Annotated in this window: 12 protein-coding genes; 11 read left to right on the forward strand and 1 reads right to left on the reverse strand. The window is 68.5% G+C overall.

The features are described 5' to 3' along the window. The first annotated feature begins 7 nt into the window (after positions 1 to 7). From AAF604_20330 to AAF604_20355, 6 genes are all read left to right on the forward strand, one after another. A complete protein-coding gene (locus AAF604_20330; protein MEM7052027.1) occupies positions 8 to 2,041 on the forward strand; it encodes a sulfatase in 2,034 nt (677 codons plus the stop codon). Positions 2,042 to 2,133: 92 nt separating this feature from the next. Continuing rightward, positions 2,134 to 3,324 carry an efflux RND transporter periplasmic adaptor subunit gene (locus AAF604_20335; protein MEM7052028.1) on the forward strand — a complete coding sequence of 397 codons (1,191 nt, stop codon included), beginning with the start codon at positions 2,134 to 2,136 and terminating at the stop codon, positions 3,322 to 3,324. Further along, complete coding sequence (locus tag AAF604_20340) at positions 3,321 to 4,520, forward strand: efflux RND transporter periplasmic adaptor subunit (GenBank protein MEM7052029.1); 1,200 nt, start codon at positions 3,321 to 3,323, stop codon at positions 4,518 to 4,520. Before AAF604_20335 ends, AAF604_20340 begins: the two co-directional genes overlap by 4 nt. Beyond that, positions 4,517 to 5,779, forward strand: coding sequence for an efflux RND transporter periplasmic adaptor subunit (locus AAF604_20345; protein MEM7052030.1), 1,263 nt, complete (start codon positions 4,517 to 4,519; stop codon positions 5,777 to 5,779). Before AAF604_20340 ends, AAF604_20345 begins: the two co-directional genes overlap by 4 nt. Beyond that, on the forward strand, positions 5,776 to 7,011 hold the full coding sequence (locus AAF604_20350) for an ABC transporter permease (GenBank protein ID MEM7052031.1): 1,236 nt from the start codon (positions 5,776 to 5,778) through the stop codon (positions 7,009 to 7,011). Before AAF604_20345 ends, AAF604_20350 begins: the two co-directional genes overlap by 4 nt. Positions 7,012 to 7,020: 9 nt before the next feature. Further along, entirely contained in the window at positions 7,021 to 8,190 is a 1,170-nt protein-coding gene (locus tag AAF604_20355; protein ID MEM7052032.1) for an SMP-30/gluconolactonase/LRE family protein, read from the forward strand. Here AAF604_20355 and AAF604_20360 read toward each other — a convergent pair. Next, complete coding sequence (locus AAF604_20360; GenBank protein ID MEM7052033.1) at positions 8,142 to 8,522, reverse strand: DoxX family protein; 381 nt, start codon at positions 8,520 to 8,522, stop codon at positions 8,142 to 8,144. The two genes, AAF604_20355 and AAF604_20360, sit on opposite strands and share 49 nt — an antisense overlap. Before the next feature lie 155 nt (positions 8,523 to 8,677). Here AAF604_20360 and AAF604_20365 point away from each other — a divergent pair, with 155 nt between their 5' ends. The 5 genes from AAF604_20365 (at position 8,678) to AAF604_20385 (ending at position 14,433) form a co-directional block, all read left to right on the forward strand. Continuing rightward, on the forward strand, positions 8,678 to 9,253 hold the full coding sequence (locus tag AAF604_20365; GenBank protein ID MEM7052034.1) for a hypothetical protein: 576 nt from the start codon (positions 8,678 to 8,680) through the stop codon (positions 9,251 to 9,253). A gap of 7 nt (positions 9,254 to 9,260) precedes the next feature. Then, complete coding sequence (locus AAF604_20370) at positions 9,261 to 10,415, forward strand: threonine synthase (GenBank protein MEM7052035.1); 1,155 nt, start codon at positions 9,261 to 9,263, stop codon at positions 10,413 to 10,415. Positions 10,416 to 10,630: 215 nt separating this feature from the next. Then, positions 10,631 to 10,936 carry a hypothetical protein gene (locus AAF604_20375; GenBank protein ID MEM7052036.1) on the forward strand — a complete coding sequence of 102 codons (306 nt, stop codon included), beginning with the start codon at positions 10,631 to 10,633 and terminating at the stop codon, positions 10,934 to 10,936. Positions 10,937 to 10,953: 17 nt separating this feature from the next. Next, a complete protein-coding gene (locus tag AAF604_20380; GenBank protein ID MEM7052037.1) occupies positions 10,954 to 13,191 on the forward strand; it encodes a carboxypeptidase-like regulatory domain-containing protein in 2,238 nt (745 codons plus the stop codon). Positions 13,192 to 13,650: 459 nt separating this feature from the next. Next, the gene (locus AAF604_20385; GenBank protein MEM7052038.1) at positions 13,651 to 14,433 is read left to right on the forward strand and encodes a hypothetical protein; all 783 of its coding nucleotides are present in this window, start codon (positions 13,651 to 13,653) and stop codon (positions 14,431 to 14,433) included. Positions 14,434 to 14,660: the final 227 nt, after the last annotated feature.

Raw genomic sequence — 14,660 nt, forward strand, 5'->3', positions numbered from 1 at the left:
AGCCCCGATGCGGTGGGCGGGGACCGGCTGCTGGCTGCTGCTGACGGCCTGTGTCTTCGGCGCTTGCGGCCCTGGAGAGCAGCCGCCGGACCGCCTGCTGCTGGCCACCGCGGGGCCCCAGCCGGTCGAGTGGGTGAGCCTGGCCGGCAGCGAGCGGCGGGCGGTGACCGCGACCGACGGTGTCGCCTGGCGCGGCGAGGTGATCCTGCAGCCGGGCGACGCCCTCGACTTCAGCCTGGCCCTCGTCCCCGGAGCGGCGAGCGGTGTTTCGGCCGAAGCCGTCGTCGAAACGGCCTCCGGGCGCGAGCTGGCGCGGTGGCCGCTGTCGACGGCCGGGAGCTGGCAGGAGCAGCGGCTCGATCTGCCGCTGACCGGCCGTCATGAGCTGGTCCTCCGCTCGGTAGGCGCCGGCACCGTCGCCTGGGCCGAGCTCAGCCTGCTGCGACGGCCCTCGCCCGCGGTTGGCGGCGAGCGCCCCAACCTGATCCTGATCTCCCTCGATACGGTGCGCGCCGATCATCTGTCGCTCTACGGCTATCACCGGCCCACCAGCCCCTCTCTGGAGGCTCTGGCGGCCTCTTCCTGGGTCTTCGAGCAGTCCTTTTCCACTTCGACCTGGACTCTGCCCAGCCACGGCTCGATGTTCACCGGACTGCTGCCGGACCAGCACGGTCTGCAGCGGGTCGCCGATCGCCTGGCCCCGAATGCGGAAACGGCGGCCGAGCGCCTGGCCGCCGACGGCTACCGCACGGCGGCGATCACCGACGGAGGCTTTCTGGGGTCGCGCTGGGGCTTCGCCCAGGGCTTCGAGCGCTACGACAGTACTTCCGGCCAGGCCTGGGAGCCGAAGGACGCGGCGGTGATCTTCCGCCGGGCCGCCGAGTGGGTGGCGGCCAACCGCCATCGTCCATTCTTCCTCTTCGTCCACACCTACGAAGCCCATCAGCCCTATTTCAATCGCGAGGGCTTCGCCGATCCCTTCCTCGATCCCGACTACCGCGGCCCCTTCGAGCAGTCGGCCAACGTCTTTCGCAAGGATGTCGATCTGCCGGCAGAGGTCGAGCGCATCACCGCCCTCTACGACGGCGGCCTGCGTCGCATGGACCACTACCTCGGCCGCTTCCTGGACGACTTGGAAGCGCGAGGCGTGCTCGACTCGACAGCGCTGATCGTCACCTCCGACCATGGCGAGGGCCTGAACGAGCACGGCGACTTCGAGCATGCCCACGGCGAGGTCTTCGACGAGCATGTGCGGGTGCCCCTGCTGGTGCGGCCGGCGGGCGGCGTGAGCGCAGCCCGAGTGGCGACGCCGGTGACCTCCCTCGACGTCCTGCCGACACTGCTCGATTTCGCCGGCCTCGAAGACCCTGGCCTGCTCGGCGGGTCGCTGCGCCGTCTGGCGGAGGCCCCTTCGCAGCCATCGCGAGCGGTGCTCAGCCACGGCATCAACTCGCTGCAGGAGCTCTTCGAGCGCCGCTACCGCCTGGGTGAAGGGGACTCCCTGGTGATCTTCGACCGGCCGCGCCAGGCGCTCGCGGGATTTCAGCCGAGCAGCGATCCGGAGATGCGCCGGCCGCAGCCGCCGAGCCCTGACGACCCCGCCGCCCGGCGCCTCGGCCGCCTGTTGGCTTGGTTGGGAGAGGGCGACTACTGGACCTGTTTCGAGGCCGGGCGCCGACTCACCTGGGTCGACGGCGCTGCGCTGGCGGTGGCCGGCCACTGGAGCGGCGAAGGGTGGCAGTCGGGGCCGGCTCCGGCGGAGCTCTCCGCCGCTCCCGGACAGGAGCTCTGCGTCAGCTTCGAGATCCTACCCGGCCAAGGGCCGCGGGCGGTCGAGGTCGACGGTCGGCGGCTCCGCCTGCGTCGAGCGCCAGCCGATACCTCGGCCGCTGCGAGCCCATTGGTGTCGGATCAGCCACTCCTGCCTTCCTCTGGTGACGCGGTGCTGGTCTGGCCGACGGCGGCGGCGTTCGAAGCCGAGCGCACCACCCTCGATGAGGCCGCCACCGAGGAGCTCCGCGCCCTCGGTTATCTCGGTTGAGGCGGCTCTAGACGCCGAGTTTTGGCGCGGCGCAGGAATCTCTTGGGACGAGGCCCCAACAACCGTGTCCGCGAGAACGTAAAATTAGGCATATGAGCCTGCGTTTTGCGATCTTGGCGACGGTCGTCGTTTCGGGACTCGTCCAGCTCGGCTGTGCCGGAGCCGAGGCGGAGTCTTCGCGCCACCTGATGGTGAGCCGCGGATCCCTGACGCCGCGGGTCCTGATGACCGGCGAGCTGGTGGCCGGTCGTGCCCACAGCCTGGCGGTGCCGCGCACCCCGACCTGGGAGGTGCAGATTCGCTGGATGGCCGAGGACGGTACCGAGGTGGTGGCCGGCGACAGGGTGGTCGAGCTCGACAACACCCCCTTTCTGACGGAGCTCGAAGAGAAGAGGCTGACCCTGTCCCAACACAAGGAAGAGCTGGCCCGCAAGCGCGCCGAGGGCAAGCTACAGATCGCCGATGGCGAGTTCGCCGTCGCCCAGGCGGAAGCCGGCCTCGAAAAGGCGCGCATCGCCGCCGCCGTGCCCGAGGCGCTGATGGCGCGGCGCGAGTTCGAAGAGCTCCAGCTAGCGCTGCGGCGGGCCGAGATCGATCTCGACAAGGCGCGCGAGAGTCTTGCCGCGACCCGCCGGCGAAGCGAGTCGGAGCTCGCCATTCAGCGCATCCAGGTGGAGCGCTTCGGCCGCCAGATCGACCTCGCCGAGAACGCCGTCTCGTCTCTGCAGTTGACGGCGCCGGTGGACGGTATTCTGGTGGTGGGCAATCATCCCTGGGAAGGTCGCAAACTGCAGGTCGGAGACTCGGTTTGGGTCGGCATGACGGTGGCCCGGATCCCGGACCTGACGACCATGCGAGTGGCGGCCGATCTCCCCGATGTCGACGATGGCCGGGTGGCCGTCGGCATGAAAGTTCGCTGCACCCTCGATGCGTACCCGCAAGAATCCTTCGCCGGCCGCGTCGAGCAGGTGGCGATGGTCGCCAAGGAAGCCAGCAGTCGCAGCCTGCGACGGTTCTTCGACGTCGAAGTCGGCCTCGACGAGGGCGACTCGGACCGGATGCGGCCGGGGATGTCGGTGAAAGTGGAAGTGTTCGGTGAGGAGCGGGCCGATGCCTTGCTGGCCCCCCGGGCCGCCCTCGATCTCGACGCCGAGAGCCCGCGGGCTCGGACTCCCGGGGGCTGGCGCGAAGTCGACCTCGGATCCTGCGATGCGCATCATTGCGAGGTCACCGGAGGTTTGAGCGAGGGAACCCGCCTGGCCGCGGTTGGAGAGGCCTGGTGAAGCGTCTGGCCCTCGCCGCGGTGATCGTCGGTCTGCTGGTGGCGGTGGTGAGCTGGGCCGGCGGCGGCAGCGAGGAGCAAGCCTGGAGCGAGGTGGTGCGTGGTGATCTGGTGATCGGTATCGAGGTCAGCGGCGAGCTCCGGGCCGCCTATTCGGACCTCCTCGGACCGCCACCGATGCCGGGCGTGGCGTCCTACAAAATCGCCTCCCTGATGCCCGAAGGGCGGGCGGTGAAGGCAGGAATGCCGGTGCTGCGCTTCGATACCTCGGACCTGGAGCGGCGCCTGCTCGAAAAAATGGCGGAGAAGGAATCTGCCGACAAAGAGCTCGAGAAGCTCGGCACGACCCTGGCCTCGGAGCGGCGCGCCAGCGAGCTGCGCCTGGCCGAGGCACGAGCACGGCTGCGTCGCGAAGATCTCAAGATCGACGTTCCCGAGGATTTGGTGCAGGCCAACCAGCTCGCCACCACCCGCCTCGATCGCGAGCTGGCGGCGGACGAGGTGGCCCACCTCGAACAGCGTCTCGAGCTGATGGGGCGTCAGTCCCGGGCCCAGTTGGCCTCCTGGCGCGAGCGCAGCGCGCGGGCCGCCGGCCGGGTCGAGGAGATTCGGCAGCAGATCGAGCGCATGACGGTGCGGGCGCCGCGGGACGGCACCTTGCTGCATCGCGCCGACCACCGAGGCGACAAGAAACGGGTGGGAGATTCGGCGTGGCAGCGCGACAAGGTGGTCGAGATTCCGGATCTCGAACGCATGATGGCGGAGGGGCAGGTGGAGGAGGCGGACGCCGGCCTTCTCGCCCTCGGTCAGGCGGTCACCCTGCGGCTCGACGCCCACCCCGACGAGGTCTACTCCGGAAAGGTCGTTTCCCTCGGCGATTCCGTCCGGCGGCGCTCGCGCTTCAATCCCCTCAAGGTGGTGGCGGTGGAGATCGAGCTCACGAACACCGACGTCGAACGGATGCGTCCCGGCATGCGTTTCCAGGGCGCCATCGAGATCGAGCGTGTCCCCGACATCCTGCTCGCCGAGGTGGCGGCCGTCGGCGAAGGCCTGGACGGACCGGTGGCGCGGCGCAAGAGCCTGTGGGGAGAGGAAACGGTGCGCGTCGAAACCGGCCGCAGCAACCGCCAGCAGGTCGAGGTGCTGGCGGGCCTCTCGGCCGGTGACCGCCTGCGGACCGGGGGAGGCCGACCGTGAAGTCCTGGCTCGCCCTCGCCGGCGTGGTGGTGCTCGGAGCGGTGCTGTTCTTGACCTTCGGCGCCGCCGCCGGCCCGGAGATCCCCACCCAGCGTCTAGAACGTCGCGACTTCGTCCGCCGGGTGCCCGCCGAGGGCTATCTGCGGGCCACCCAGTCGAACGCCCTCAAGGTGCCGAGCACCATTCAAGGCCCGGTGCGTATCGCCTGGGTGACCGAGGACGGTTCGCGGGTGGCGGCGGGCGAGCCGGTGGTGCGCTTCGATCCGAGCGATTTCGAAGAGCGCATGACCCAGGCGCGGGACGATCTCGATCGTCTCGGCTTCGAGCGCCGCTCCGAGGACTCGACCTCCCAGGCGGAGCTCGCCAACCTCGATCGCGATGCCGAGGTCGCCCGCCTCGAGCTCGATTCGGCGGAGCGCTTTCAGAAGCGCGACGAGCAGCTCTTCTCCCGCACCGAAATCATCGAGTCCGAGATCGACGGTGATCTCGCCCGCCACCGGCAGCGCCACGCCGAATCGTCGAAGGCGGACCGCGCCAAGCTGTCGCGTACCCAGCTCGACCTCCTCGGTATCGAGCAGCGCCAAGCCAATCTCCGCCTCGCCACCGCCGAAAGCAGCCTCGAGGATCTTGAGATCGTGTCGCCCCAGGACGGTATCGTGGTGCTCAAGACCGACTGGCGCGGCAATCCGCCGCGCACCGGCGACACCACCTGGGCGGGGCAGCCGCTGGCCGAGATCCCTAACCTCGCGGAGATGGAGGCGGAGGTCTGGGTGCTCGAGGCGGATGCCGGAGGGCTGGCGGCGGGGCAGGCCGCGTCGTTGGTGGTCGAGGCTCATCCGGAAGTGCGCCACGGCGCGGTGGTCAAGAGCGTCGACTCGGTCGCCAAGCCGCGGCGCCGGGGATCGCCGGTGCAGTACTTTTCCGTCGTACTGACCCTCGAGGAGACCGATCCGGCGGTGATGAAGCCGGGGCAGCGGGTGCGGGCCGAGCTCCTGGTCGAGGAGCGGCCGGATGCTCTGGTGGTGCCGCGGCAGGCGATTTTCGAGCGTGACGGTGAGTTCGTGGTCTTCGCTCGCCAGGGAGCTGGATTCGAGCCTCGATCGGTGGTGATGGCGACCACCTTTCTCGGCCAGAGCGTGGTCGAAGGCCTCGACGAAGGAACCGAGATCGCGCTCGTCGATCCCGCCGCGTCGAGCTCTTCGGCGTCGTCCCAGGAGGCCGCGCCGCCGAGCGCCGCCGAAGGAGTCCTGGCGCCTTGAACCTGCGCGAGGCCTTGTCCAGCGCCGCCGAGAATCTGGCCGGCCACAAGCTGCGCTCGGCGCTCACCATGTTGGGCATGATCTTTGGCGTCGGTGCCGTCATCGCGATGCTCTCGATCGGTGCCGGGGCCGAGCAGCAGGCCCTCGAGATGATCGAAAGCCTGGGCCTCAACAATGTCTTGGTGCGGGACGCCGCGCCCGAGGGCGAAGAGCTCCAAGAGGCGCGGGAAAAATCCCCCGGCGTGTCGCTGCGCGACGTCGCCGCCATCGAGGACGCGGTCCCCGGGGTCGCCGAGGCGTCGCCGCGGGTGCGCATCGAGCCTTATCGCGTGCTCGCCGCCGGCGGCAAGAGCGAGGCTCTGGTCTTCGGGGTCTCCCATCGCCACGCTCGCCTCGCCGGCTTGAGGGTCTCCGAGGGACGATTTTTCGATTCCCGCGACGAGGCCCACCACGGCCAGGTTTGCGTCATCGGTGCCGAGGTGCGGCGCGAGCTCTTCGGCTTCGGACCGGCCATCGGCCAAGACCTCAAGGTCAACGATGTCTGGTTCGAGGTGGTCGGTATCCTGAGCACCGGCGGCGCCACCGCCGACTCCTTCCAGGGAGTTCAGCTCGGTGAGCCGGCGCGCGAGATCTACGTGCCGGTGTCGACGGCCCTGCGCAAGTTCGATCAAGGGCCCCTCGACTCACCGTTGAGCGAGATCGTGGTGCGTCTCGAAAACGGTGCGCCGGCCCGCCGCACCGGCGACCTCGTCGCCGGCCTGCTCGATCGGCTGCACGCCGGTGCCGGTGACTTCGAGCTGGTGGTGCCGGAGGCTCTGCTGGCCCAGAGCCGGCGCACCCAGCGCCTGTTCAATCTGGTGATGGGCTGCATCGCCGGCATCTCTCTGCTGGTGGGCGGCATCGGCATCATGAACATCATGCTGGCGACGGTGCTCGAGCGCACCCGCGAAATCGGCGTGCGGCGCGCCGTCGGCGCCCGCGGTCGCGACATCCAGTTCCAGTTCCTCACCGAGGCCTTCGCGATCAGCCTGCTCGGCGGAATAGCGGGGGTGGTGGTGGGGGTCGCTATTGCTCGCGGCGTCGCCGCCTGGGCGGATTGGGAAACGGTGGTCACGCTGGGGTCGGTGTTGCTTTCGACCGGCGTGGCGATGGCCGTCGGCCTGGCCTCGGGCTACTACCCGGCGGTGCGCGCCGCCCGCCTCGACCCGGTCGACGCCCTGCGCTACGAGTAGACTCCGCCCATGCGGTGGCGCAATCTACTTCTGCTGGCCGGTGTCCTGGTGCTGGCCTACTTCCTCCTCTGGCCGGTGCCGGTGGCGCCGGTCGCCTGGCAGGCCCCGGCCAATCCCGGCTACGGCGACGGTGCGGCCGGCTCGCCGCTGGCGCAGCTCGAGCGCATTCCTCTGCCCGCCGGCGAGCACGGCATGGAAGACCTCGCCCTGGGCCCCGATGGCGCCATTTACGGCGGTACCGAGAGCGGTGCCGTGTTGCGCCTCGATCCCGCCAGCGGCGAGATCCGCGAGTGGCGACGGTTCCCGGGCCGCCCGCTCGGCTTGACCTTCGATCGCGACGGCACCCTGTGGCTGGCCGACGCCTTCCGCGGCCTGGTGCGGGTCGCCGCCGATGGCTCGGCGGAGCTGGTGGCGACGGCGGCCGAGGGCACCGATTTCGGCTTCACCAACAACGTCGACGTCGCGCCCGATGGGCGGGTCTACTTCAGCGACGCGTCCTCGAAGTTCGCGGCCCGCGAGTGGGGCGGCACCTACGCTTCCAGCAAGCTCGACATCCTCGAGCATGGCGGCCACGGCCGCCTGCTGCGTTTTGATCCGAAGAGCGGTGAGACGGAGGTTCTACTGCGGGGGCTGCAGTTCGCCAACGGCGTGGCGGTGGCGGCCGACGGCCGCTTCGTGCTGGTCGCCGAGACCGGCTCCTACAGCATTCGACGGCTGTGGCTCGAGGGTCCTAAGGCCGGCACCGACGAGCCCTTCGCCGGGCCATTCCCGGGTTTCCCGGACAATCTCACTCGCGGCCCGGCGGGGCGCTTTTGGGTCGCCCTGGTCTCGCCGCGGAATCGCCTGCTCGACGCCCTTTCAGGAAGCCCCGGCAGCCGCCGCGCCATCTGGCGCCTGCCGGCCTTCCTGCGTCCGGAAGCCACCGTCTACGGCCACGTCATCGCCCTCGACGACGCCGGGCGCCCGTTGCTGGACCTGCAGGATCCGGCGGGCGCCCTGGCGGTCAACACGGCGGTTCTCGAAACCGCCACCGACCTCTGGGTGGCGAGCCTGCAGGAACCCGCCATCGGTCGCCTCCCCAAGGCCGGCTTGGGGCTCCCGGAGCCGGCCTTGCCGCCGTCGGGCGAGGCTCAGGAGCTCTTCGAGCCGAGGGCCGGCGATCCCGGGCCGAAGGCGTAGACCATCAGCAGGCCGCCGAGGATGGAGAGGTTCTTCAGAAAGGCGATGACCTCCATCTGATCGGCGAAGTTGGTGTGGAAGATCAGGGTCGCCGGAATCAGGAAGATGATCAGCGCCAGGGCTCCCAGGCGGGCCTTGAAGCCGGTGACCAGAGAGAGGCCGCCGAAGAGCTCCAGCACGATGGCACCGGCGAGGAGAAGGCCGGTCATCGGCATGCCTTTGGACTCCATGTAGGCCTGCGAGCCGGCGAAGTCGGTGATCTTGCCGAACGCCGACATGAGAAAGATTCCGGACAACAGGATGCGACCGAGCAACGGGGCGATCTTCTGCATGGGGTCCTCCCAGAAGTGACAACGAATGGGTGATGTGGCCCTATGCTATCGCCCGTCGTCTTCACCTACCTCTCCGGGATTGCGCTCGGTAGGGGGAGCGTCGCGGAGGAGATGCCCTGACGACGGCTCCGGGCGGTGGTATCGTCCCTGCCGTCATGCACTGTCCAAGGCCCCTGCGCTGGCTTCCGGCACTCGCCCTCGGCCTGGCCTGCTCGGCCCCTCCGGAGGTCGTCGCGCCGGCCGATGCGCGGCTCTTCGAGCCGCCGCGGGACGGTTGTCTACGCTCCGAGCACGTCGAGCGCTATCTCACCGTGCTGCGGCGGGCGGCAGTGCTGCGCCGCGACCGGGTGGCGTCCTTCGACCGGGAGCTGACGCTGACCAGCGACGGCGGCTTGGCCGGCCTGCGTCGGGCTTACGAGGCAGTCGACGGGTTGCGCGAGCTCGCCGGCCTCGAAGAGCAGGCGGCCCGCGAGCTGGGCTTCGATCCCCACGAGCATGCCTGGGTGGCGGCGACCCTCGAAGAGGCCGAGCTGACCCTCGCCGAGGCCGAGATGCGGGCCTTGGCGGAGGACCCCGAAGAGCGCTCCAACGGCCGTAACGGCCGGCGCCCGCGGCAGGCCGTGGTGGACGATCCGGAGCAGCGTGCCCAGCTCGCCAACGAAGGCGTCCTGCGGCGCTATCGGCGTGCCCTCGAGCAGGCCCGTGGTGGGGGAGTGCACAGTGTTCCCTAAATCTGCAGTGTTCCCTAGGACTTCCGACTCCTGGGCCCGCGATCTACGCTGCTCGCGCGACGATCACCGGGCGCCCCTCGACGAGCCCGCTTTCCTGTCTCCGGAAGGTGTGCCCTGGCTGGTCTCCTACGACCTCGACCGCCAGCGCGGCGCGTCTTTCAAGGAGGCCCTCTCGCGTCGCCCCTGGACCCTCTGGCGCTACCGCGAGCTGCTGCCGCTGGCGGATTTCGACCGCCGCATCGATCTCGGAGAAGGCGGCACTCCCCTGATCACCCTCAATCATCGCCCCGGCGGTGCCCGCCTGGTGGTCAAGGAGGAAGGCGGTAATCCCACCGGCTCCTTCAAGGCCCGCGGCCTGTCTCTGGCGGTCAACCGTGCTCGCGAGCTCGGGGCTCCCGGCGTCGAGCTGCCGAGCGCCGGCAACGCCGCCCTGGCGCTGTCCGCCTACGCCGCCGCCGCCGGCCTGCCGGCCCGGGTGGCGGTCCCCGGCGATACTCCGGCGACGGTTCTGCGGCGCTGTCGCGAGCACGGTGCCGAGGTGCTCACCAGCTCCGGCACCCTGGTCGAGGCCGCCGGTCGCCTGGCCGAAGACGACCGCGGCTACTGGAACCTCTCGACCCTCAAAGAGCCCTATCGCGCCGAGGGCAAGAAGACCATGGGGCTCGAGCTCGCCGAACAGCTCGACTGGCAGCTCCCGGACTGGATCGTCTACCCGACCGGTGGCGGCACCGGCATCGTCGGCATGGCGAAGGCCTTCGACGAGCTCGAGGCCCTCGGCTTGATCGGCTCCCACCGGCCGCGCTTCGTGGTCGTCCAGATGGCCGGCTGCGCCCCCCTGGTGCGGGCTTTCGAAGCCGGCGCAGAACGCGCTGAGACCTGGGCCAACCCGCACACCGAGGTCTGGGGGCTGCGCGTCCCCAAGGCGATCGGCGACTTCATCATTCTGAACGCCCTCCGGCGCACCAACGGCCTCGCCTTGGCGATCGCCGAAGACCGCCTGCCCGCCATCACCGACCAGGTCGCCCGCACCGAGGGCGTCCGCCTCGGCCCCGAAGGAGCCGCCTGCTGGGCCGCCATCGAAGACCTCGCCGAAGCCGGCGAAGTCCAGGCCGGCCAGCAGGTAGTCCTCTTTCAGACCGGCAACCCGGACAACTACCTCTAGCGCCAGTCGGCTCCGAGGGCCTCGGCTCTCTGCTGGCTGGGGTCGGACATCGTCCGCCGGGGCATCTCGTCGGCGCCTCGGTTTTCGCCGCGGTCACTGAGTCGGCGCACGCTTCTCGGCAGGAATCCAGTGCCTCGCCTTAACATCTGGAGAATAAAAGCATCTAAATATAATGTGGAGAGTTAAACGAATCGATATTCAGAGAGGACTCTGTGATGAGTTCCAAGACGACAGCAGTAGTTCTGGGCGCCCTTCTGTTCTTAGGACTGATCGGCTGGGTGTCCGAGAGCACAGCCAACCCGCTGGGATGCTGGAAGTGCACGATCGACACTTTCAGCTGTCAGTGGGGCGGTCTTCATTGCCACACAGACTGTGAATATGTGAGTGATGGCAATGGTGACGGGATTAGCTGTCTGGACAATCTTGGCCTATGGCATAACCAGTGCAACACGTTCGGCGGGGCCTGCCTTGCGATCACCGTCGAGGTCGAGGAGCCGGACTGCCGGGACTTCTGCCCGTGAGGTCGGCAGGGCGGTGGGTGGTTCCGTTGGTTTTCGCTCTCCTGAGCTTTGCAACTCCGATCATTGCCGGGGAAGTGACCTTTGCGGTGGTCGATGCTCGCAGCGGGGAGGCGGTTGAAGGCGGCGGTATCGTACTGCTCCCAATGGGCGACGGCGAGCGCCTGGAGGTGCCGGGCCGTCAGGCGGCCCTCCCGGAGGGCAGCGAGTGGAATGCCTGCTGGAAGCAGGACGGCTTCTGGGCTCGGTGTGAGCCCTTTTCCGTCGGGCCGGAGTCCCGACCGAAGCTCTTGGCCTGGCCGAGCCGCAAGGTGAGCGGCAGCCTCCGGAAGGTCGAAGGCGCCGCGCCGGAGCAGCTCCTCATGCGGTTCAGTGCCGTCGCTCCCAAACTGGTCGAGAAGATCTCGCTGGCGCGCGTCCCCTGCCTCCTCGAAGAGAAATCCTGGACCTGTGAAGTGCCGGCGGTCGAGCTCGACCTCGAGCTGCGGGCAACGGGCTTCGTGCCGCACTATCGCTTCGGCGTCGACATGGCCAAGGACCACGCCTTCGGTGCGGTCGACCTGAAGCGCGGCTCCTCCCTGGTTGGCGAGGTGCGGACCGAAGACCGTCTGGCACTCGGCCGAGAAGGGCGGGCAAAGCTCTACCAATACAGGGCCGGCCGCGCCAGGTCGCGGTTCGATCGCCCGGTACAGGAGTCCCCGGTGCTCGAAAACGGCTTCTTTCAGCTCGGAGGCCTTGCCGCCGGAGTCTACGTGCTCGAAGTCGAGCGTCCGGGCTACGTTCCGGCAGAGCAGTTTCCGATCGAGATCTGGGAGTCCGTCGAAGTGCGGCTGCAGGAAGCTCTGACCCTGCGACGTCCCCTCGCTCTCGCCCTGCAGATCGTGCCGGCGACGGATTGGGCCGGTCGGCCGTGGACCGTGAGGGTGTCTCGAGGCTCCGAGCTTTCGGCGTCGATGTATGGACCAGCAGAATTCGACGGCCAGGCCGATGAGCTCGGCCGCGTCGTCGTCGAGAACCAGGGGACGGGTATCTTCGCGGTGAGCGTCGAGGATGGGGACGGTAGCTCCATGCTCTATCGCAGCGACATCGTCCTCGAGCGGGGCGGTGGTGAGGTTGTGCTCGAGCTCGATCAAGTCGTCGTGCGAGGCGAGCTGCGCTTTCGCGACGGGCCGATCGCCGGGGCAGTGCGCTTCCGAGGCGGGATCGGAGCCAGCGTCCAGATCAAAACGGACCGCGAGGGAGCCTTCCTGGGGGTTGTTCCCGAAGAGGGCTGGTGGACCGTCGAGGTGGAGGTCCCGGAGCTCTTCAGTGGGCGGATCGTGCAACGGGTCGAGGTCGAGGCAGACTCTCGCGGCGAGGCCCGCATCGAGCTGGAGTTGCCCGACACAGAGCTTCGGGTGCGGGTCGTCGACCGCCTTGGCTCTCCGGTCGAGGGGGCGAATGTCTCTCTCCTGGGCGCGGAATCTAGGCCTCAGCGTGCGCCTTCCGATGCCGCCGGGGAGGTTGTCTTTCGGGGGGCTTCGGTAGGAGAGGTGTTGGTTGGTGCGTCGGATGACAACAACGGTGTCGAACGCACCAGCGACGGCGTCGTCGAGGTACTGCGAGAGGGCTTGCCCGTTGGGCCCGTCGAGCTCGTGCTGCGCGAAGCCGAAGGGCGCCGTGGCCGAGTCGTCTCGGAGCGCGGAGGAGTCCCTGGGGCGCGCGTGCTCGTGGGCATCGCCGAGCCCACTCAGATGGCCTTCATCGACGATGATCACAGCGATCGCGAGGGCCGTTTCGAGTTCGACACGCTGCCCGGGGCTCGGGTCCTGTGGGTGGTTGTGTCACCCCCAGGCCACGCCCTCCTGGCGACCCGCATGGCCGCCCCCGCCGCCGAAGAAGACTTGACCGTCGCGGTGCCGGTGGTCGGAGGAACCCTGCATCTGGTCCTCGGAGATTCCGACCAAAGCCGAGTGAAGCACCCCCGGAGTCTGGGCCTCAGCCGGGACGGGCACGGGATTCCTTGGGGAATCCTCGCCAACTGGGCTCGGGCCCATGGAGAAGTGTGGGGTGCCGAGGCCGAGTCGGTGGTCATCCCCCAGCTCGCCCCCGGCACCTACCGCGCCTGCTGGGAAAGAGTCGCCGCCAGCCTACGGGGCCTGAACACCTTCGCAGCCCGCGACGAAAGCGCCTGCGCCGAAGTCTTCCTCAGCGCCGGCGGCACGGCGACGCTGGATATCTCGAAGCTGAAGGAAAAAGCCAGCCAGGCGGCTCGTTAAGTCGGTAGCGCCGGAAGCAAGATCGGGCTGGGCGGCGTAGGCGAGGCGGCGCTCGGCCCCAGAGCCGTCAGCGAGGTCGATCCGGCAATGTCGACTTGTTCGATGCGCTGGGGGGAAGGGGCGCGGCAGAAGAGGAGTGGAGATTCGGAACGCGTCAACCTCCACCACTCCGGAGTCGCCTCGGCGATTGGGCGGTCCGGAACCTGATCGCACTGAAAGCATGCTCGTCCGACACGTCACCCGAAGGTGCAGCGTACTGCGGTCCTCATCTGGTGTCGGGGATGGCTCTCACGGTCGTGCGTAGCCGCTCTGTCGGCGGCACCGCTCTCGGCGCTCAGGACTCTCTCCTCGAGAAACAGTCGATTCTCGGTTCGGTACCATGAAGGCGTCGGGATGCCCTCGACGATGGCTCGAAGTGAGGATCGGCTGGGTGCCTGAAGACGGAGGAGAATCGTCCCAGTGAGAAGAGAGCTTTCGGTCTTGTCTCTGGCCGCGTTGGTCGTGGCTGCCGGGCCGGTGCTCTTGGCCAACGAGCCGGCTCCCGAAACTCCAGAGTTCCGCGAGCGGGCAGTCACGGCATTCCACGCCGACACGGCTGCGATTCGTGAGTTTTCTTTCTCGCGCAAAGTAATTCGACGCACCCTCGACCGCAACGGGGGGGAGAAGTCCCTCGAAGTCCTCAACAGCCGGGTCACTCCCAAGGAAGTCGGATTCGACGAGCTGTTGACGGACATCGACGGCCGTGTGCCAAGCGAAGCCGAAGTCAGGCGACACCGCGAGGCGGCGATCTTCTCGAAGCATCACCGCCAGCTCACGGCGGGCCGCGTCGAGATGGGCCTCGTTGCGGACCTGGAGCTCTCGGTTCTTCTCAACACCTACAACTATGAGTATGCGGGGGAGGCCGTGATGCATGGCGCGCCGTGCTTCCGTTTTCTCGTCAAGCCTTTCTCGCCGCCAGAAGGTGCCTCGAGGACCGAGAGAGTGGCGGCCGCAAGTCACGGTTCCTTCTGGTTCACGCGAGAGGGACAGCACCTGGCTCGCATGGAGGTCCGCCTGGCGAGCCCCTTGAAGATGATCGGAGTCACGCTGAAGACGCTGGACCTGACCCTGGACCGGCAGCAGCTCGATGGCGTCTGGCTGACAACCCGCGCCGAGGTGCGCTCGGAGTTCAAGCTTGGGGTGACGATCAGAAAGCACAACACCTGGATGTACTCAGACTTCGAGAGGTTCCGCAGAGACTAGTCCTGCTGCCATGGAGTCACAGGCAGGGAGCCTGAAGTCCCCGCGGCGAACTGAGAGGCTCGGAGACCGTTTCCCCGAGCCTCTCGCAGGTGAGGCTAGACGCCACCGCATCGATCACATCGTCGAGTCGGTTCGAGCTGTTGTTACTGGGCCCAGCGATCAGGACCGGCAAAGTGCGCGAATGGCGGAAACTGTCCGGCCCCGGGGACGGATTTCGGACGGGCGGC

It is taken from the genome of Acidobacteriota bacterium (assembly GCA_039028635.1).
In the GTDB taxonomy this organism is placed as follows: Bacteria; Acidobacteriota; Thermoanaerobaculia; order Multivoradales; family JBCCEF01; genus JBCCEF01.

Excerpts from the sequence above, each read along its gene's own strand:
- AAF604_20330 (MEM7052027.1), top strand. The coding sequence starts at position 8 with ATGCGGTGGGCGGGGACCGGCTGCTGGCTGCTGCTGACGGCCTGTGTC.
- AAF604_20335 (MEM7052028.1), top strand. The coding sequence starts at position 2,134 with ATGAGCCTGCGTTTTGCGATCTTGGCGACGGTCGTCGTTTCGGGACTC.
- AAF604_20355 (MEM7052032.1), top strand. The coding sequence starts at position 7,021 with ATGCGGTGGCGCAATCTACTTCTGCTGGCCGGTGTCCTGGTGCTGGCC.
- AAF604_20360 (MEM7052033.1), bottom strand. The coding sequence starts at position 8,522 with ATGCAGAAGATCGCCCCGTTGCTCGGTCGCATCCTGTTGTCCGGAATC.
- AAF604_20365 (MEM7052034.1), top strand. The coding sequence starts at position 8,678 with ATGCACTGTCCAAGGCCCCTGCGCTGGCTTCCGGCACTCGCCCTCGGC.
- AAF604_20375 (MEM7052036.1), top strand. The coding sequence starts at position 10,631 with ATGAGTTCCAAGACGACAGCAGTAGTTCTGGGCGCCCTTCTGTTCTTA.